Origin of the sequence: Ktedonospora formicarum (assembly GCF_016587355.1) — a bacterium.
GTDB classification, from domain to species: Bacteria; Chloroflexota; Ktedonobacteria; order Ktedonobacterales; family Ktedonobacteraceae; genus Ktedonobacter; species Ktedonobacter formicarum.
Genome location: NZ_BNJF01000007.1, coordinates 32,993 through 52,968 on the forward strand (window position 1 = coordinate 32,993; position 19,976 = coordinate 52,968).

12 protein-coding genes are annotated in these 19,976 nt (G+C 54.5%); 9 read left to right on the forward strand and 3 right to left on the reverse strand.

Annotation, left to right across the window (positions count from 1 at the left end; genetic code table 11):
* The first annotated feature begins 145 nt into the window (after positions 1–145).
* The 4 genes from K3T82_RS39985 (at position 146) to K3T82_RS40000 (ending at position 7,088) form a co-directional block, all read left to right on the forward strand.
* Complete coding sequence (locus tag K3T82_RS39985) at positions 146–2,248, forward strand: S9 family peptidase (protein WP_220199081.1); 2,103 nt, start codon at positions 146–148, stop codon at positions 2,246–2,248.
* A 29-nt stretch (positions 2,249–2,277) separates the two neighbouring features.
* Complete coding sequence (locus tag K3T82_RS39990; protein ID WP_220199082.1) at positions 2,278–4,377, forward strand: S9 family peptidase; 2,100 nt, start codon at positions 2,278–2,280, stop codon at positions 4,375–4,377.
* A gap of 429 nt (positions 4,378–4,806) precedes the next feature.
* Positions 4,807–5,877, forward strand: coding sequence for a hypothetical protein (locus K3T82_RS39995; RefSeq protein ID WP_220199083.1), 1,071 nt, complete (start codon positions 4,807–4,809; stop codon positions 5,875–5,877).
* A gap of 266 nt (positions 5,878–6,143) precedes the next feature.
* The gene (locus K3T82_RS40000) at positions 6,144–7,088 is read left to right on the forward strand and encodes a radical SAM protein (protein ID WP_220199084.1); all 945 of its coding nucleotides are present in this window, start codon (positions 6,144–6,146) and stop codon (positions 7,086–7,088) included.
* A 183-nt stretch (positions 7,089–7,271) separates the two neighbouring features.
* Here K3T82_RS40000 and K3T82_RS40005 read toward each other — a convergent pair whose 3' ends face one another.
* Positions 7,272–8,204, reverse strand: a complete 933-nt coding sequence (locus K3T82_RS40005) for a LysR family transcriptional regulator (protein WP_220199085.1) — start codon at positions 8,202–8,204, stop codon at positions 7,272–7,274.
* Positions 8,205–8,435: 231 nt separating this feature from the next.
* Here K3T82_RS40005 and K3T82_RS40010 point away from each other — a divergent pair, with 231 nt between their 5' ends.
* A complete protein-coding gene (locus K3T82_RS40010; RefSeq protein ID WP_220199086.1) occupies positions 8,436–9,128 on the forward strand; it encodes a hypothetical protein in 693 nt (230 codons plus the stop codon).
* Positions 9,129–9,214: 86 nt separating this feature from the next.
* On the opposite strand, the gene K3T82_RS40015 is transcribed toward K3T82_RS40010, so the two are convergent.
* Positions 9,215–11,665 (reverse strand): valine--tRNA ligase, encoded by a 2,451-nt coding sequence (locus K3T82_RS40015; RefSeq protein WP_220199087.1) that lies wholly within the window; start codon positions 11,663–11,665, stop codon positions 9,215–9,217.
* 589 nt (positions 11,666–12,254) lie between these two features.
* On the opposite strand from K3T82_RS40015, the gene K3T82_RS40020 reads away from it, so the two are divergent.
* From K3T82_RS40020 to K3T82_RS40035, 4 genes are all read left to right on the forward strand, one after another.
* A complete protein-coding gene (locus tag K3T82_RS40020) occupies positions 12,255–12,575 on the forward strand; it encodes a DUF2171 domain-containing protein (RefSeq protein ID WP_220199088.1) in 321 nt (106 codons plus the stop codon).
* Between the two features lie 528 nt (positions 12,576–13,103).
* Positions 13,104–14,231 carry a sigma-70 family RNA polymerase sigma factor gene (locus K3T82_RS40025; protein ID WP_220199089.1) on the forward strand — a complete coding sequence of 376 codons (1,128 nt, stop codon included), beginning with the start codon at positions 13,104–13,106 and terminating at the stop codon, positions 14,229–14,231.
* Positions 14,232–14,564: 333 nt separating this feature from the next.
* Positions 14,565–16,313, forward strand: coding sequence for an ArnT family glycosyltransferase (locus K3T82_RS40030; RefSeq protein ID WP_220199090.1), 1,749 nt, complete (start codon positions 14,565–14,567; stop codon positions 16,311–16,313).
* Positions 16,314–16,377: 64 nt separating this feature from the next.
* Positions 16,378–18,129, forward strand: a complete 1,752-nt coding sequence (locus tag K3T82_RS40035) for an MptA/MptB family glycosyltransferase (protein WP_220199091.1) — start codon at positions 16,378–16,380, stop codon at positions 18,127–18,129.
* Between the two features lie 25 nt (positions 18,130–18,154).
* Here K3T82_RS40035 and K3T82_RS40040 read toward each other — a convergent pair whose 3' ends face one another.
* Positions 18,155–19,828: a glycosyltransferase family 87 protein gene (locus tag K3T82_RS40040; protein WP_220199092.1), complete on the reverse strand. Its 1,674-nt coding sequence runs from the start codon at positions 19,826–19,828 to the stop codon at positions 18,155–18,157.
* Between the last annotated feature and the right edge of the window lie 148 nt (positions 19,829–19,976).

Consider the following 19,976-nt stretch of genomic DNA (forward strand, 5'->3'; position numbering starts at 1 on the left):
ATCCAACACAGATACGTAGGCGTTCTCGCGATGTGGAGGCGTGGCGAATAATTCATCGGCACGCCCCTGGCGGGAACGCTTCTTTCACATCAGCGTCCCTTTCTCTCCCCTTTGCCCTCACGCCTGGTATAGAAAGGACTGGCCTATGAGCACTCCCCGCGTCTTCACGCTTGATGATATTTGGGCACTACGCGACCTGACTTCGCTCGCGGTTTCCCCCGATGGCAGGCGCGTCGTCTTTGAACTCCAGGGCTTTGTGCGCGAACAGGATACCAACCGCAGCACGCTCCATCTTCTCCATCTCGACGAATACGGTCACGCGCAAGGCGGGCCACGCAGCCTGACTTTGAGCACCAAAAGCGCGACCGCGCCTGTCTGGGCACCCGATAATCGTCGCCTGCTCTTCCTCTCCGACCGCGAGGGTGAGTATCCTCAACTCTGGCTTATCGATACTGATGGCGGCGAGGCCTGCCAGCTTACGAATATGCTCTATGGCGTGCAGGAGGCGGCCTGGTCGCCCGATGGCGGATGGATTACCTTCGCAGCATACGCCGATCCTGAGCGCAACGACGATGAACTGCTCACCGGGCGCGCAAGCCTGGATGACGAGGCACGCCAGAAGCGCAGGGAGCAACAGCGCTACCGCTTGCATACCACTACCGACCTTGATTACCGCCGCGATGGTCGAGGCTACTTCGATACCTTTTCCCACCTCTTTCTTCTGTCGGCTCCCAGCGGAACTGAACCCGCGCCGGATGCTTCTGTACGCCGCCTGACGAGTGGGCGCTATGAACACACTCAGCCCGCCTGGACGCCTGATAGCCTGGAGATTAGCTTCCTGAGCAATCGACACGAAGATCGATTCGCAGGCAACTGCGCCACGGATCTGTGGGTGCTTAACATCGAGACAGGTGAGGAACGCTGTCTGACCGAAGGCGATCTGGAGATTACCTGCTACTCCTGGTCCCCTGATGGACAAGCGGCTCTGGCGGTTGGGGAACAGCGCAAAAAACTGGAGCACAGCCTGGCTCGCCTCTATCTCATCACACGCCAGGGCAATTCTGGAGATCATCCTCTCTGCCTGACCCCTGACCTGGATCTGACGACCGCACCCTTAGTTGGTAACTACTTTGGGACACCCGGCCCCTACCGGCCCCAATGGAGTACCGATAGCCAGCAGGTCTACTTTCTCGCCGCTGAGCGCGGGCACGTCAATCTCTATCACCTGGACATTGTCTGGCGCACCCTGACCCAATTGTCGCAGGCAAGCGCCATCACCTTCCTTGCCCTTCTGTCCGGCGAACGTGGGCTGATCCTAACACGCGAGGATGCCACCCGTCCCTTCGAGCTCTACCATCTGCCGCTCACTGAACAGGGCGCGGGTGAGCCTACACGCCTGACCTCGCTCTACGAGAACATCGTACGCGACTATCATTGGCCTGTGAAGGAAAAGTTTAGCTTTGAGGGCGCGAACGGCGATGAGATCGATGGCTGGCTAGTCTATCCATTGGGAGCACGCGAAGGCGTACGCTATCCCCTGGCTGTCGAAGTGCATGGAGGCCCCCACTGGGCTTATGGCGACGGGCTCGATCCCTTCGATGCCTATCTCGCAGGTCGGGGCTTCGCTGTTTTCTACTGCAACCCACATGGCAGCACTGGGCATGGTGAGGCATTCCTGCGTAGCGTCCTGGGTGACTGGGGTGGCAAAGACTTCGAAGACATTATGCGCGGCGTGGATGCCTGTATCGCGCGCGGTGTAGCTGATCCAGAACGACTCGCGATCACAGGCTACAGTTATGGTGGCTATATGAGTATGTATGCTATTGGACATACCGAGCGCTTCAAAGCGGCGGTCCCATGCGCGGGCGTCTCTAATCTTACCACCTTTATCGGAACCTCAGATATTGGCTACAGGCAGATATATGAGATTCAGGGCTATCCCTGGGATGAGGAGCGGCAAGACTATTATCGTGAGCGCTCACCCCTCAACGCAGCCGCTCGCGTTACGGCCCCCACTCGCTTCATTCATCCCGAAAACGACCGGCGATGCCCCATCGGGCAGTCTGAGGAGTTCTATACAGCGCTCAAGCTCATGGGCAACATCCCGGTCGAACTGGTGCGCATGCCCGGTGCCTGGCATGGTGGCACGCCGAAACCCAGTCAGGCGCTCGCCATGTGGGCCTCCACCCTGGAGTGGTTCGAGCGCTATATCGATATTCGTCCCGAAGAGTACGATCATCATCTCTAGAGTATAGCTGAGAAAGGACTCTTTTTAAGATGAACGACACACCGCATCCATTAACCCATGACGACCTGTGGACCTTCCCCGAGATGGGGCGTGTAGCCCTCTCGCCCAATGGTCGCCAGATCGTTTATGTCCTCTCACACAAAGACAAGACCAGTGATACGGTCCTGAGTAATCTGTATCTTCTGCGTCTGGATGAGCAGGGGCAGGCTGATGGAGAATCCAAGCGCCTGACGCGGAGTGGCAAACAAAACCACACCCCGGTCTGGTCGCCCGATGGTGGACGCCTGATCTTTCTCTCCGACCGCGAAGGAGGCAAGACCCAGATCTGGCTGCTGGACCTCGATGGAGGAGAGGCACGCAAACTTACCAACCTCGCGCACGGCGTGAGCGATATTGCCTGGTCGCCCGATGGGCGCTGGATTGCCTTGAGCTCAAGCGCGCAATCCTCAGATGAAGACAATGTGCTCACAGGGAGCAAGACGCTGGACGAGGCAACGAAGAAGCGCCAGGAGGAAGAGGAGCACTACCGCCTGCGGACGATCACTAGCGTCTGGTATCGTCTTGATGGACGCGGGTCACTAGAGAAACGGACCCATGCCTTTCTTATGCCAGCGCCCCAACCCGGCGAAGCAAGCGATCAGACAGTAGATCCACAACAGATCAAGCGCCTAACAACTGGGGACTACGACCATCTCGGCCTGCGCTGGACGCCCGATAGCCGCGAAATCAGCCTGATCGCCAATCGCAACGAGAACTATGATCGCACCTGGGTCACAGACCTGTGGAATATCGATATCGAAAGCGGAGAGATGCGCCGCCTGACCGATGGTACGCTTCAGATATCTAGCTGGTCCTGGTCGCCTGATGGTACACAGGCGTTAGTGCTGGGCGCGCGCGACATGTCCATGGAGGGGGTCGGGATCGTGCGCCCGCTCCTGATCGCGCGCTCTGGTGGCGAGACGCGTACATTGCTCGCCGACCTGGATTATGATGTCGCGCCGGTGATTGGTGTGCGCCTGGGGGCTCCCGTCCCCTATCAACCACGCTGGAGTGAGGATGGGAAGCACGTCTATCTCTCCATCTCAGAGCATGGACGCATTAACCTGCACCGCGTCGATATTGAGCAGGACACCCACACCCCCCTTACCATCGGAGAACAGGTATGCTACTATTTTGAGCTCTTCCCCGGTGAACAGAGCCTGCTCTACGCGAAGAGCCAGCCCACACACCCATGGGAACTCTACAGTCTCGCGCTGCGCGATGGGCAACCTGACAAGGAGCGCAGGCTGACCCACACCTATGATGATCTTTTGGCCTCTTTCACACTCACCGAGCCTGAGCGCATCGTCTATGAGGGTGCGGGCGGTGAGCAGGTCGAGGGCTGGCTCCTACGCCCGAGCGGCTATCAAGAGGGGACACGCTACCCACTCTTCCTGCACATTCATGGTGGACCGCAGTCAGCCTTTGGCGTGGGCATGGACCCCTTCCTACAGTATTGCGCCGCCCAGGGTTTCGCCGTCTTCTACTGCAACCCACATGGCAGCACATCCTATGGTGAGGCCTTTGTGCGCCAGGTTGAGGGCGACTGGGGCGGCTGGGACTATCAGGACATCATGCGTGGGGTAGACGAGTGCATCGCACGCGGCGTAGCCGATCCAGAACGCCTCGTTGTATCAGGCTATAGTTATGGCGGCTATATGACAATGCGTATCATTGGTCAGACTGGGCGTTTTAAAGCAGCGGTTCCTATGGCAGGCGTCTCGAACCTCGCCAGCTTTATTGGAACTTCAGATATTGGCTTCTGGATGGCCTTCCAGTCCAAAGGCTATCCCTGGGATGAAGAGCGCGCGGATTACTATCGCGACCGTTCGCCTGTGACCCACGCTGGCAATGTCACCACGCCCACACGCATCTACCATCCTGAGAGCGACTTGCGCTGCCCTATTAGTCAGTCAGAGGAGTTCTACATGGCACTGAAACTCAGGGGCAACGTCCCGGTTGAATTCGTGCGTGTTCCCGGTCACTGGCATGTTGGAGCGGAGAAGCCATCACTCATGCTTGAACGCTGGAATGTCATGCTCGACTGGTTCCGCCAACACATCGAGATGCGTCCCGAAGAGTACTGTTAAACGTCCTTTTTTCGGAATCAGGTGGAGCAGCGATACGTCGTGGTCGCACTCCACCTGAAATCATGCTGTTTTATGATTGCCCATCTTCCCTTATGACAGAAAGTCAAACCTCATGGGAATAGATAGGGAATCTGGGTATGTTTCACAATATGAATAGTCTTCCGATACTGAATATGGTATACTATCAGAGACGCGTCCCCCCAGTAATAACACAGAACCGCAAAGGCATTTCATGAGTGCCTCATCGAGAACCTGAGCAGGCCGGCGCTCGCTACGACAGTAGCATTGGTTTTCGCATAAGTAGTTAACGCGTCAACAAGGATTGTTTTCAAGTTGGTGTGGCATTGACCGACGGGAGGCATAAACGATCTTGCCGCAACCCACCACATTAAAATCTTATCCCCAGCAGACACAGCTTTGAAAGGAACTATGACCAAGAACTTCGATCCGCAGAAAAGGGCTGGCGCGCGTCCACCTTTTCGCGATGCACCCTCATCTAACACATCACATGGTCAACAGGGCTTCTCACAACGCCCAGGAGGACGCCCACGCGTAAACCGAGCCAGCATCGACCGGGCCTGGCAGGATGGAGCACAGCGCACTCACGCGGACTATCGTCCTCGTACAACCGGCAACAATGGGCCTTCGTATGGGCAAAACTCCCGGCCGAACCGTAATGGCGCACCCACCAATAACCGCTCCAATTCTCATACCGGTTCTTACTCCGGGTCAGCACCTCAGCGGCAGACCCCTTATCAGGAGCAGCGACCCCCTTATCAGGAGCAACGGCCCTCTTATCAAGAGCAGCGCCGCCCCGCTGGCAATCCCTCGAATTTCAAGTCGAATTTTTCGCGTCAGCGGAACGAACAGCAGGATTGGGAGCCCAGGCAGGAGCGGTATCCATCGCATGGCGGTCCACGCGCACACCACGCCGCGCCACGACGCCCCTTCACGGGTTCGGGTCGCTTCGAGCGAGGTCAGGCACCACAAGCACGCCGTACAGGTCAGTTTGAGGGCGACTATGAGTCCTATAGCGATCAGGAGCGCCCACGCCGCCCAGGGGGCTTTGGCCCAGGCCCACGCGCAGGCTTTCAGCCCCGCTACCAGACTCAGGAGAACTACGCTCCACGTCCAGGTTTTCAGCCTCGACACCAGCAGCGCCAGCAGCCAGAAGAGACCTTCGAGAAGCCAGAGCGTCATGTAACGCGCATGCCTGATGGTCGTGTTATCAAGGGACCACGACCGGTCCAACGCCGCAACGCGCAGTTCTGGAATGAGATCACCGAGGGAACGGACGGCCTGCTCGCACCGGTAAAACCAAAACAGAAAGAAGAGACACGCCTGGAGAGGAAGCGCAAGTCTGGCGCGACGACAGGCAGGCAACGCAGGGCGATTCAGGGAGGCAAGCCCAAAGGTGAAAAGAAGCCACGCACACGGAATAAGGGTCCCAAACCTTCCCAGCGTGGCTACCAGTGGCCTACCGCCGAAAGCGGCGAATAGCCCTACAAAGTCGGGCTACATAAGCTTGTATCCATTCATGTATAACATGGTATATGCTATTAACAACATGACCGCTAAGGTCAGAGCAACGTATATACCTTCCAGGGAGAGTGTTCGGTTTCTTAGCTGGACACTCTTTCTTGAGTCTGCTACGAAAACCAACGTCACAACCGTGACTGGCGCCTCAGCGCTCAGGTTTTCAAGAGCGAAAGCGGCCCTGGCCTTACCAGCATGTTTCTCGTTTACTACTAGCACGGAGTTTGCAGATGCCTTATCCTAGTTATCTTACTCTCTATGAAACAGGGGAACTCGCTGAACGCGCCACCGCAGCCTGGGAAATCCTGCGAAGTTGCACCATCTGTCCACAGAACTGCCGCTGTAACCGCATCGCGGGCAAGACTGGCGTCTGCCACTCGGGCACGGAAGCCATAGTCGCCTCCTGGAACATTCATCGACGCGAAGAACCACCAATTAGCGGGACGCGAGGCGCAGGCACCATCTTCTTTGGTTACTGCCAGGCACGCTGTACCTATTGCCAGAACTTCTCACTCAGCCAGGGTGGATTGGGGCATCGTGTCACCCCTGAACGGCTCGCGGACATGATGATGTACCTGCAAAAGAAGCGCTGCCATAACCTGGACCTGGTCACTCCAACCCATTTCGTCCCACAGATACTTGCGGCCCTGGTCATCGCCTGTGAGAAGGGGCTACGCCTGCCGCTTGTCTATAACTGCGCCGGATATGAGAATATGGAGACGCTCAAACTCCTGGATGGCGTTGTTGACATCTACCTGCCTGATGCCAAGTATTCCGATAACAAGAACGCGCTACGCACCTCAAAGATGCCGCGCTATGTGGACTATAATCAGGCCGCACTCCGCGAGATGTATCGTCAGGTTGGCCCGCTCCAACTCGACGATGAGGGTATTGGACATCGTGGCTTGCTTATCCGCCACCTTGTTATGCCAGAAGATATCTCGGGCACACGCGAGGTCTTGCGCTGGATCGCCGAAGAACTGGGACCAGACACGCCCATCAGCCTGATGGACCAGTACTTCCCTGCCTGGAAAGCCGTCAATGACCCAATCCTTAATCGTCGCCTGAAGTGGAGCGAGTATCGTACCGCCCTGGACGCTCTCGACGAATTCAACTTCACCGCTGGCTTCGTGCAGGAAGATCTGGTACAGATCGATACTACCGCAGATGTCTAGTTAAACATCTATTACATTTTTCTACTCCATTACAGCTTGTTAAAAAGAAATAGATCAGGATGTGCAAGGAGAGAAGGTCATGGGCTCTTGAGTGACTACGAGAGCCCATGACCTCCTCTCCTTGTGTAGGACTCATTTATCGTTTATTGGAGAATCTGAACCATAATAAAACGATATCGCGCACTACTCTCCCTCTAATGCCAAGCCGCGTATAGTTTCCAGACCATGCTCTAAAATAGGGGAGAGCACCGAGCAGAAGGCACGTGCGGCAGGGGAGAGCAACTTATCCTCGCGCCGCATCAGGCTGAGACGCGGACGCAGATCCAGGTTGCTCACAGGGACATGCACCAGTTCTCCCCGCATCAATTCCCGCTGCACCGAGAACGCAGAGATAATCGCGGCGCCAACCCCACTCATAACCATCTGCTTCACCGCCTCATTATCAGTCAGTGTGAAGAGCGAATGCATCCGAACCCCATGGCGGTCAAGCGCTTGCTCAATCATGCCCCTGATAACGCTCTCCTCCTCGCGCATAATCAGTTCGCCCTGGCCCAAAGCCGCGATAGGTAGCACCTGCACCTTACTCCACTTGTGGGTCGGAGACACCACCAGGATCAGCTCATCACGCGTTGTCATCTCAACATACAGTTCCGCCGGGCAGAGAGAGGACTCGCTTTCGACCAAACCAAAATCCAGTTGCCAGTTTAAAAGCGCCTGCACAATCTCAGGTGAATTCAGGATCGAGATATGCAGGGTGACTTGAGGGTAACGAGCGCGAAAGCGCGAGACGACAAGCGGGAGCAAATAGACACCTGCAGTCCGATTAAAGGCCAGCCTGACCTCGCCCCCTTCGACATCACGCAGGGCCGTTAACTCATCCTCCATCTCGCGTTCAAGCGCAAAGATCTGAAACGCATACTCTTTGAGCACACGTCCTGCATGCGTCAGGACGATACGCCGCCCCTGACGCTCAAGGAGTTTTAAATGGATCTCCTGCTCCAGACTTTGAATAGTTTTGGTCACGGCGGGCTGACTGAGATGCAGTTCTTCTGAGGCACGCGTGACATGTTCCAGCTCCGCAACCTTCAAAAAGATGCGCAAATTTTGCAAGTTCATAACGATGTAGCATTTCAGGGCTTTCCAATTCTCTCACTGCCAGAATTGGAAGGCCAGGGGATCTTCTGAATCCGCTGGGCAAAGCGCCCAATTTCTTGTACAATGGTCTCTAAACATTGTATGCTATGCCTGCACAACTAGACCACCCTCCCAACACGATTATGACCAAACGAGGAGGAGAGTGGCAACAATCCCGACATCACATGGTGGGAAGGAGCCACACAACACCCTATGAAAACATGTCCTCATTGTGGTAAGGCCAACGATCCTCAGGCAATCTACTGTGAGCTCTGTGGCAAAGTTCTCCAGTCATCAGAAGCAGCCAACCGCTACACAGTAGCGCAATCTCACGGGCAGAGCCTCTATCAGGAAATGACACCACCAGCGGCAGGGTTCAACACTCCTATCTATAGCGAAACGCCCATAGTAGAGGGACGAGACCCCTACTCTAACCCATATAATCTGGAGAGACCCTATGAGCAAGGTTTCAGCAGCAATATTCCCTATACTCCAGCACCACTTTACTATGCGCAACCAACTATATCACAAGGGCGCTCTGTAGGCGGTATTATTTTTGGCATTATCTTCTACCTTATTGGACTTACCTCGGCCTCAATTGGCGCAGGCGGCTTCACCCAAGCGTTCGGTAGTAATGATTCGATCCTAACGATTGCGTTCCTTCTTGTTGGACTTGTTGGCCTGGTTGCACTTGTCGTCGTCACCATTCTGCATAAGAAGCCTTTTCTCAAGTGGTGGATGCGCTTACTGATTGTGATTGGCCTGATTATCGTGGGTTTTGTTGTGCTTATTATCGCCGCTGTCGCAAGTGATTTCACCCACAATCCAGATAGAACCCTTGATCTCTACTTAGGCGGCATCATGTTCGTATTTGGTGCGCTTATCGCGGTCTTTGCGGTTCTCTAAGAAGAGCAGCAACGACAACGATTATAGTAAGAGGCATTAGATACTTCTGGAAGTATCTAATGCCTCTTACTATAAAAAAACAGCTTCTAGCGGACAATAGTAATATCGAATGAGAGATCCGATAACTCCTCGCTCGGCGCGACGCGTGGTTCGCGCGCACGCGTCGCGCTCTTCAGGTCAATCAACGCACATTGGAGGATGGGGGCCAACATGGTAGACGCTCGAATTGTGAGGCCCTCGAATTCAGCCCCGACGGAGAGTCCCTGCTCCGCCTTATAGCGCCGAACCTGGCGCAAAATCTCCAACAACGCCATCCCCTCCTCTTCGGCCCGCGCGTCATGCCACCACGCGGGAGCCTGGGGCCAGCGCGTGAGATGAAGCGACGACGCGCCATCCGTAGCCTGAAAGAGCCCCTGATAGATCTCCTCGGTAATGAACGGGAGATAGGGGGCCAGCAGCTTTAGTGTCGCTAACAGCGCCTGATAGAGTGTCCAGCGAGCCGCCTGGGTGCTAGCTCCATCATCGTTATAGAGTCGAGCCTTGACCAGTTCGAGGTAGTTATCGCAGAGGTCAGACCAGAAGAAACGCTCGACTTCCTGGCGGGCCGAGGCATAATCGTTGCGCGTCAGTTCGCTGGTCGCGTACTCAATGGTATGCGCGAGACGAGCCAGGAGCCAGCGATCTGTTGGCAACAGCCCTTCGGGCGCATTGGCAATCTCCTCCGGTGAAAGGGCCTGGATATGGCGAGCAACAAAGCGCGAAGCGTTCCAGAGCTTGGTGACCAGCCGCCGCCCATTGGCAAACAGTTCGAGATTGAAGGCCGTATCCAACCCAGGCTTAAACGATGTGGACCAGTAGCGCATCGCGTCAGCAGACTCGCGCTCGATAAGCTGCCAGGGCTGATTCTCCTGGTCAACGCTTCGCGATTTCGAGATTTTGGTTCGGGTGCGCGAAAGGGCATGCCCCGAGACCAGGACCTCGCGCCAGGGGATATCACCTGTATGATAGAGAGCCTTGACGATACTATAGAAGGCCCAGGTACGGATAATATCATGCCCCTGTGGGCGCAGGCTGGCTGGAAAATGACGCGCGAACCGTTCGGGATCATCGAACCAGTGCCCAATAAGTAAGGGCGAGCAAGATGATGTAGCCCAGGTATCTAGAACATCGCGCTGTGGCTCAAACTCAGTCGAACCACAGGAGCAAGGTCGTCCAGGTTCGGTTATGCGCGGGTCAATCGGCAATTGCTCCTTCGTCGCGAGCAACATCTGACCGCAAGCGCGACAGGTCCAGGCTGGAATAGGAACACCCAGGAAGCGCTGGCGGGAAATGCACCAATCCCATTGCAAATTCTCAACCCAGTGCTCATAGCGCGCCTGCATATGCTCAGGCGTCCAGCGTATCTTACGCCCCGCCTCGATCAAACGCTCCTTCTGATCCAGAACGCGGATAAACCATTGACGCGTATGTTGATACTCGACAGGCGTATCACAGCGCTCATGGACATTGACCGCATGCTCAATGCTCTCCTGTCTTAGAAGTTGGTTGCTCTCTGCGAGCAATTCCAGCATGCGCTGACGGGCCTTCGGAACAGACAAACCGGCAAGGGGGCCAGCCAATTCCGTCATGCGTCCATCACGACCAATCGCGGAGAGCAGCGGCAGCTGATGTGTACGCCACCAGAAAACATCGGTCGAATCACCGAAGGTACAACACATGACCGCGCCACTCCCCTTGTCTGGGTCAGCCGCCTCATCGCCCAGAATGGGAACTTCAATGCGCTCACGTGAGGAGAAAGTGGCGCTCTCCATAATCGCGTTAGTGCCGATCAGCGAAGCGTATCGCTCATCCCTGGGATGGACAAAGATGGCAACGCAGGCAGGGAGCAGTTCAGGTCTGGTCGTCGCAATGGGAAGCGTCTCGCCATTTTCCAGCTTGAAAGCCAGGGTAGAGAAATGCGTCGAGAGGGGCCGATCATACGTCTCAGCCTGCGCGATAGCGGTCTGGCACTCGGGGCACCAGAGCGTCGGAGCCTGGTGCGAGTAGACCTTACCCCCCTTGTACAACTCAATGAACGACCACTGCGAGGTACGCTGAGCCTGTGGCGAAATGGTCGAGTAGCGCTGCCGCCAATCGATACTCAGGCTAAGTCGGCGCCACAAGGCTTCAAAACGCTCCTCAGTCTGTTCAATCAACGTATGGCATTGCGCGAGGAACTCGGGTAGAGGCATCTCCGTCGCTTTACGCCCGATAGTCTTCTCGACGTAGCGTTCGGTTGGCAGGCCATTATCATCAAAGCCCATAGGATAGAAGACACGCTCACCCAGCATCCGATGAAAGCGCGCGATAACGTCGGCCTGAATGTAGGAGTAGCAACTGCCGGTGTGAAGTTGACCAGAAACGGTCGGAGGTGGGGTATCAATTGTGTAGATGGGCGCGGACCCCTCAGCATTGAACGCATAGGTGTCGGCATCGCGCCAAAACTGTGCCAAACGGGGTTCGGCGGCACGAAAATCATAACGGTCGGGCAAAGTCATCGTGGTACTCCTTGTACTCTTGAAAGCACTCGCTGCCGTCAAGCAAGGACGAGGGCAGCGCTCGCGGTACCACCTTGGTTTGATAGCTGGCCCGCCCAACCAATTTGGGGCCATGCTATCCTCATTAGCGGCGTTAACGGGCCACACCCGGAATATCCTACCACGTGTGCCAGGGCACAGCGCCTCACATATTCGACTTCCGAGCCACGTTCAGGGAGCGCAATTGAAAGAGGCTTTCACCCGATGACCTCTCATCTCTGGCAATTCGTCTGGCCCTTACTCCGCTCGTTCCAGGTCTTTTCGCACTATACTGTTGTACAGTTATTCTACTCCAGTTTAAAAAATGCGTCAAGTGCGTAATGCGCAGACTCAAGCTCTGTGCCTACATATAGAGAAGTTGCGGCACTGGCCCTTGAATTTTGAGAAGTGGGGCGCTTCTATAATCAGAAGAGAGATATCTTGTTGAGCATCTCAGGCCTGGCGACGTCGCCAGGGGAGTAAGCATCATGAAACTCTCACGGAATGTAAATCGTGAATATGAAGAGATAAATCGAAGGAAAAGCGAGTAAAAGGAAGGAGAAAGAAAGTTATGACACAATGGACTCCAGACATGATTCACAAAGGCATGGAAGTGTATTCGTCAGAGAATGAAGACCTTGGGCATGTAGAAGAGGTCTATGAAGATTCCTTCCTGGTCCAAAAAGGGCTGATCTTCCACAAAGATCGCTATGTTCCCTATGGCACGATCTCCAGCATCAATGATGAGCGCGTCACCCTCATGATCAGCAAGGCTGAGGCGAAGGAGATGCACTGGGAAGAACGACCAGCCAAGCTTGAAAGTGATCCAACCCAAATCTTCTATGACCGTGGGCATGAATCACCACGTCCACTCAATACCCCACACATTTAAACGCACGCACCTGCCCCTTCCAGCAGGCAGTTACCAGCACCGACAGATAGTATACTGCTCAGTACTGGTAGCTGCCTGCTCTATTTTTTCTTCAGAGTAGCCGATTATCATATGCATGAAACCTGTCTGCCGAACCAAACACCTTAGTCTCTATTAAGAAGGCCTGAACGTGTCAGCGCTTACCATGTCTGGTGGTGTTGGTTTTCAGATTAGACCTTAGGAGCAGACGAGATAAGAATCCACACAGGGCCAGAAGTGACGCGGCTCCTCAAGCCACGCGACGATTTTATGGAGAGCGATCCCGCAAAAAGGGAACGTTTGATACCTTACAAGATACGGTCAGGACCTTAGTTTATTTAGGGTAATTACCTGATGTAATAACAAGCGGTATTCTTCTAAAATTAGAGCGTGAAGAAAGATAAAAAGAAGACCTCATGAGTAGTCCAATACGCTTGACCGCTTGTAAGCAAAACAGGCCATGGAGCCGACGCTGTTTAGTCGGTAGATTTCCTGAAGGGAGCGTGGAGCATGGCAATTGCCAATCCTATCAGTGACGAGCGTCGATCTCGCCTTCATAGGCGCACCGACGTACTAGAGGAGTTGACAGCCTCCCCGACATCGAACCTTGACTTCGAGCTTGATGAAGTGCTCGCCAAACACCAGCGAACAGAAACACTACCACCACTGGGAGCACTGGAAGAAGAGATTGCTTCCTTGTTGAGTGGTGAAAGCGAAGAGGAGGAAGAGGAGGAAGGAGACGAGGTTGAGGCGTCAATGCGGACACCGGCTCCATCTCGTCGCATCGGTGTAACCAGTATTAAGCAAGGGAATGGCTCTGAAGACGCTTTCCAGAGCTATCTGCGCGATATTCGTGGATTGGGATTGCTCTCTCATGCAGAAGAGATTGAGCTGGCGCAGAAAGCGGCGGCAGGTGATATTCAAGCACGCCGTAAACTCATAGAATCGAATCTTCGTCTGGTGATCTCTATCGCTCGTCGCTATACCAGTACAGGTGTTCCTCTGATTGATCTGATTCAAGAAGGAAATCTGGGCTTGATGCGGGCCGCTGAGAAGTTTGATTATCAGCGTGGTTGTCACTTTGGGACCTATGCAACCTGGTGGATTCGCCAGGCAGTGAGCCGCGCGGCAGGCGAACAATCTCGCATGATTCACCTACCGGAGCATGTCGCGACACGCCTGCGGAAAGTTCGCCGTATTAGCGCACAGCTCTCGCAGGAAAATGGTCTTGATCCGCTTCCCGAGCAGATCGCGGAAGCTTGCCATTTCGAAGTTGACGAAGTCAATAACCTGCTCGGCGTCATTGAGCAACCAGTTTCACTTGATGCGCCAGTTGATGATGAGACTCGCTACTCACTCGGTGATACCCTGGAAGATAACACGACCCCTCCTCCATCTGAGACAGCTTCGCGCCACCTCCTTGGTGAGGAGTTGCATCGCGCGCTTACCGTCTTGACGCCTCGCGAACGCTCCGTCGTGGTTTTACGCTACGGTATTGGCGACGGTCGTAGCCGCACGCTGCTTGAAGTGGGAAAAGAGCTTGGGATTTCAAGGGAGCGTGTACGCCAGCTTGAAGTGGTTGCGTTAATGAAATTACGTGGAGCAACAAATGCTCACGCCCTTCAAGAATGCGTTTAAGCTGGGCGAGAGAAAATGAACGAAGGCACTCACCGCCACATGGCGGTGAGTGCCTTCGTTCATTTTCTCTCGCCCAATTTGACTCCATACCAGATGGTCGACAATGTTACCAGCATATGCTATATATCGTCTTAGCTCTTATGCGAAAACCAACGCCGCTTTCGCGGCTAGCTCGCTCAGGTTTCCTCATAAGGAGCAGCTCTTATGCGAAAACCAACGCCGCTCTCGCGGCTAGCATGCTCAGGTTTTCGTTAAGACGTGCGCATAGAAATCGCACTGGGACACACACTCACTTCCTCCCGCAACAAAAACTATTTGGCGAAGGAACTTTTCATGGCAAAAATACTTACAAATCGCCAGAGTGAGGCTACGACACAAGCTGACGGGACCTCACGAAGGGGCATTCTTCGCCTGGCGATAGTCGATATATGTGTCGCGCTCATCGTATTTATAGTGGCACTTATTCCGCGCATTCAGCTTGGCAGGCAGCTTGATCTTGTCACAGATGAGATCATCTATATTCGGGGTGGTGAGGTCTATTTTCCTCTCCTGACACAGTGGCAAATCTTTGCTAGCAACTGGCAATACAATTATGAGCATCCCCCGCTGGCAAAACTGCTTATGGGCTTCGCGCTCTCTTGTAACGACTTCTTTGGGCATGTGCTGACAACGCTTCAAGCGGCACGAGTTCCCAGCATCTTGCTAGGAACCTTGTTGTGCGCGGCGATCTACTGGCTTGGACGCCGTCCCTTCGGGCGCACGGTAGCAGCCCTGGCGGCCCTGGCGCTCGCGGTTAGCCCCTGGATGTCCTATTTTAGCGCCCTCGCCTACCTGGACATGACGATGACCACCCTCGCCACTATCGCGTTCTTGCTCCTCTGGTACGCGGTACAGCGCCCGAAGCTCTATCTGGCGGTGGGCATTGTTCTGGCCCTGGCGATGGACAGCAAATATACAGCCGTCCTTATATTGCCTGGCATGCTGCTCTATATATTTTATTACTCACGCTTTATTCGTCCGCGCCTGGGCATCACAGAGAAGAATCCACGCAAATGGTGGATCTGGGGGGCAGTCAGTATCCCTATCGCGTTTTACATCGCGAACCCCTCTCTCTGGGTAAATCCTTTTGTAAGGCTATTCCAGAGCTTCGCCTTTGAGTGGATTCACTCATCTGAAGGACACCTGACCTTTATGGCAGGGACGATCTACATGCATATGCCACGCTGGACGATTCTCTATATGCTCTTCGCGAAGATAAGTATTTTCATCACAATTCCAGCTCTTATCTTTATCGTCTATGCGATTAGTAAACTAGTACGCTATCATCGCTCTCAGACAGCTGTATCGCCAATGGAGGCGGCAAGTATTGCCTTCTTGCTGTTCTGGCTCCTGAGTACATTGGGGATGTATAGCCTGCTCAATATCGTCGTCGGCACTCACTATTATCTGCCTGTCGCGCCTTCGATAGCGGTCAGCGGAGTCTTTGGCCTGGCAATCATTCTGCGCTATCGCCGCTCGCTCTCATGGCGCACAGCCATAAACGGACAGATGACCACCAGCGAGAGCAAGCCTTTCGCCATACGATCCTATGCACCTTTTAATGTGCGCTCTATACTCACCCTTGTAGTAATGGCAGGCATCCTTGTCACGCCTCCTTTGATTGGGATGCTCACTGTTCGCGATGCCGAGGGATACACGAATGAGATTTTCCAGGGGGAAAACAACTCGCTACAGGTAGCGTATCCGGGGTATCGCGACGCCGTTTTGTGGATCGCGGATCACGACGCGCACCCGGCTACGGTAAGCCTGGTCGCGTTTCATGACACACTGGGAACACCACAAGATTCCCATAGCTGGTTTTACTATAACAAGGACCTACCAAGTCGCCTGACGCTTTCATCAGCGACCCCAATTCAAGGCACCTATACGGCGGATTTCCTGATCTGGCCAATGCATTTACTACAGCGGGGCTACCCAATCCCGGAACCCTGGCGCTCACATGTGGTAGGGAAGATTATGGGTGGAAATACAATTTACTGCTATATTCTCGCGCGCGAGCCGCTTCCCTCCTCAAAAGGGTGAGGCTAGCTCTCGCGGATGGAGCAGGCAGATAACATACATTCGAGCCTGGAGTTTTGGTATTGATATGCGTTCTACGACTCTTAAACGCCCACAGTTACCCACTGTGGCACACGATGTCCAACTGACGACGCCCCCTCTCTCTAGCTGGGATATTGGCCTCTGCGCTCTGGCACTGTTGCTCTGCACGTTGCTGGTGCTCTCGCCACTTACACGCCTGGTAGGAGTTGATCACTTCGCGGCAATAGCCCCTTTTGTCAACGTGCTTTTGAGCTTTAGTTCCTGGCTACCCGTCGACTTGCATCTCATTGCCGATCCGGCAGGCTCAGCGCGTAATACCAGCCTGCTCCTCTCGATGGGGGTGGCAGTACTCGCGTTCATCATTTATGGCATAAGCCTCTGGCTGATCGCGCGCAAGCCCGCCAACGCAGACTATCGCATCGTTCAACGCTGGATCTGGGCAATCGCGCTCCTGGGCGGGCTCTGCTTTGTGTTTACGCCAGCCATGCTCTCCAATGATGTATTCGTCTATGCTGGATACGGTCGCCTCGTCGCAGCCTACCACGCCAGCCCATACTTTGATTTACTCACCAATTATCCCGATACCCTGAACCTCTATGATGACTGGCGCGGGGCGACCTGCGCCTATGGCCCTTTCTGGCTGGTCATCTGCATGATTGTCTCCGCCGTGGCGGGACCACATGTGCTCCCCTATATTCTGATCTACCGCTTACTCGCGCTGGCATCCAATCTATGCAATATCTTCCTGGTCGCCCTGATTTTGCGCAAGATGGGGCGCTCCAATCGCACAGTAACAATGGGTATGCTCTTATATGCCTGGAACCCTCTGATGCTTCAGGAGAATGGATTAGGTGGGCATAATGACACAGTTATGGTAACCTTCTTGCTCCTTGGCATCTATCTCTGGATGGCACAAGAGCTACGCGCCCTGGAGGAACGCCTCACAGCTCGCGATTACCTACCCGCGCTCGTCTGTCTGACAATCTCGGTCCTCATCAAATATTCATCCGCTCCGCTTGTCATCCTCTTCTTCGTGCTTCTGGGCCGCCGAGCGATGCTGGCAGCGGCACACAATGGAGAGAAACTGCTTGGGCAGCTGCGCGAGGCGGGACGGGATATAGCTATCGGAGGACTCGCCTGCGCCGGGCTGGTCCTGTTCTGCTATCTTCCTTTCTGGCTAGGACACGGACCCGCTGAGATCATACAGAGCTTCTCGTCGCCGCCATCCTCCTACCTCTCCTATAATTCAATTCAGCAAGCTTTGGGGCGCTGGCTCGATGTAAATAGGAACATTGAGGGAACGATGGGTTTTAACTTCGTGGCATCATTTACACAGCGCTTTCTCTGGCAGGTCCTCAATGTTGCCAGCGTGGGCCTGATGCTACTAATAGGACTGGTCGCCCTCTGGTTTAGACCTACGCTCCGTGTCTGGGCATTGAGCTCTATCGCGCTCCTATCACTTCTCTACCTGGTCACGACCTGGATTTTTCCCTGGTATATTACCTGGATCATCGGCCTGGCTTGTATCTGCTTGCCAATGCAGGGACGACTCCCGCGAGCCCTGGTCGGAACCGCGTTTCAATTTACGGTCACCATCCACTTTCTGTACCTATTCTTCTTTAACGTTCCGCCCTTTGGACGCTGGATTGGCCTGGATTTCCTGACCACCCTCCTACCTCCAATTGTGACATTCATGGTGCTTTGCTTCTGGCGCATACGCCGCGTGAAACCTGTATCGCTGGCGATGTTCGTTCAAATGAGCATCAACAAACGCATGCCCACAACGGCAAAGCGCTAACAGGAACCGAGCAGCCGCTATACGCTCAGACAAGTGCGGTAGGCGTTACGGGATACGTCGGCTCGCGTATAGCGAGCCGACCACGTGCGCCAGCGATCAAGAGAGCAAGCGTAAAGCCAAGGAGCAGGAAGTCACGAATTGTAACCACTGGAAAGAACAAGGGGTGAGAGGGCACAGCCGCGAGCGACACCGAGATATAAATATAGGGATAGATCAGGGTAGTAAGCGCGCCAAGAAGGCCCCAGGAAAGGAGCCATCTCCACCTGCCACCACCAATATAGGCGACCAGTGGCGCTAGCCAGATGAGATATTGGGGGCTGAAGACTTTGCTGGTACACACAATCACAAGCAGGGTCAGCAGGCTACTCATCGCCAGATCAATCTTGCCTTGCCACTGTAACCAGTAGGTATAGCCTAGACCAACCAGCAGAAGCACCGTAGTCAAATTACCAAGCACCTGTTCGGGCGCGCCGAATACATTGAGCGAACCATAGGTAAACTTAAAACTCAGTGGGATACCCGCAAGCAGGCTCGTCAGCCACATCAGAGAGGCAGGAAACGATTCGACCTGAATGGGGCGCGCGCCAAAGTAGGTCAATGGCTTTAAGGTTCCTTCGACGCTCAACAGCATTGAGCAGGCGACAATCCCCACACAGACACCAACAAAGACCAGGAGTGGCGTCCAACGCCTGCGCGCATACCAGCGCCCTTCGACCTGTAACTGTTGCTGAAGAAGGAAAGGAAACAGGAGAATGACCGGATAAAATTTGCAGAGGGTCGCAAGAGCCAGGTGAGCGAAGGCCCACTTCCAACGTCCACGCGCGGCAGCCATGACAGCCAGGAGCGTGAAGAGCGCAGGCAACAAGTCGAAGCGTCCCGCCGCCGTGGCCCAGCACCCGGTCACAAAATACAGCGCACAAGCAATAGCCGCGTCCCTGGAGCGATAGCGGTCGAGTAGATAGAAGATCAGGCAAGCCAGCAACACCATCCAGAGCGCGAACCCGACCTGATACCAGCCCTGTGGCGAAAGCAAGCCCAGAGAGAAGGGAAGCAGAACCGGTAAAGGGTACTCATTTGGGAGCATATGCCCTGGTTCACTGGTGGACTGCCAGGATTGGAGTTGCTGTACCCATGAGGCCGGTAAGCCAAAACGCTCGGCTTGCTCTAATAGCGATGGTGATGGCGTGAGCTGTTGCTGTTCCTGTGGAGATGCCACCTGGTCAAACGTGACTGGGAGGAAGATAAAGCGGCATTGTTCCGGCGGCAGGTCTTTTACCGCGCCCGATCCCTGCCAGAAGGCCTGCGCGTAACAGTTATATTTCGCCGCGTCCGTATAGGTCTTAAATAGCTGCCATGAGGCCCCATAGAAAAGCAGCGCCCCCATCAGCACACAAACGCAGAGATCCAGCAAAAGGCGTGACGTTCCACGCCCCTGCCCCCAACGCACAACGAGAATAGCTTTGTACAGTAGTAGCGCCCCAACAAGCACCAGCACCCCCATATCCAGGCAGGCATGCCAGATGCCCATCCCAGGAAGTAAGCGCGCGAAGGCCGCTGCAACGTACAGGAGAACAACAATAAGCGCGATTATGACAGGATCAAGAAATAACCAATTGGTATGTGGTCCAGGATCAGCAGACCGACTCTTTGCTCCGGGTATACTTGATGATATATCGCTATGTGAAGTACTAGTATCCATCAATAGTCATCCTCAAAAAGATCTCGTAATCCTACGACGTACCAGTTCTGGACTGGTCACATACAAGGCTCAACCCTCACTGCAATAAAGCAAGCAACCTATACGGAAACTATACCTATCTCATATGTTATGCTACAATAACGACTTG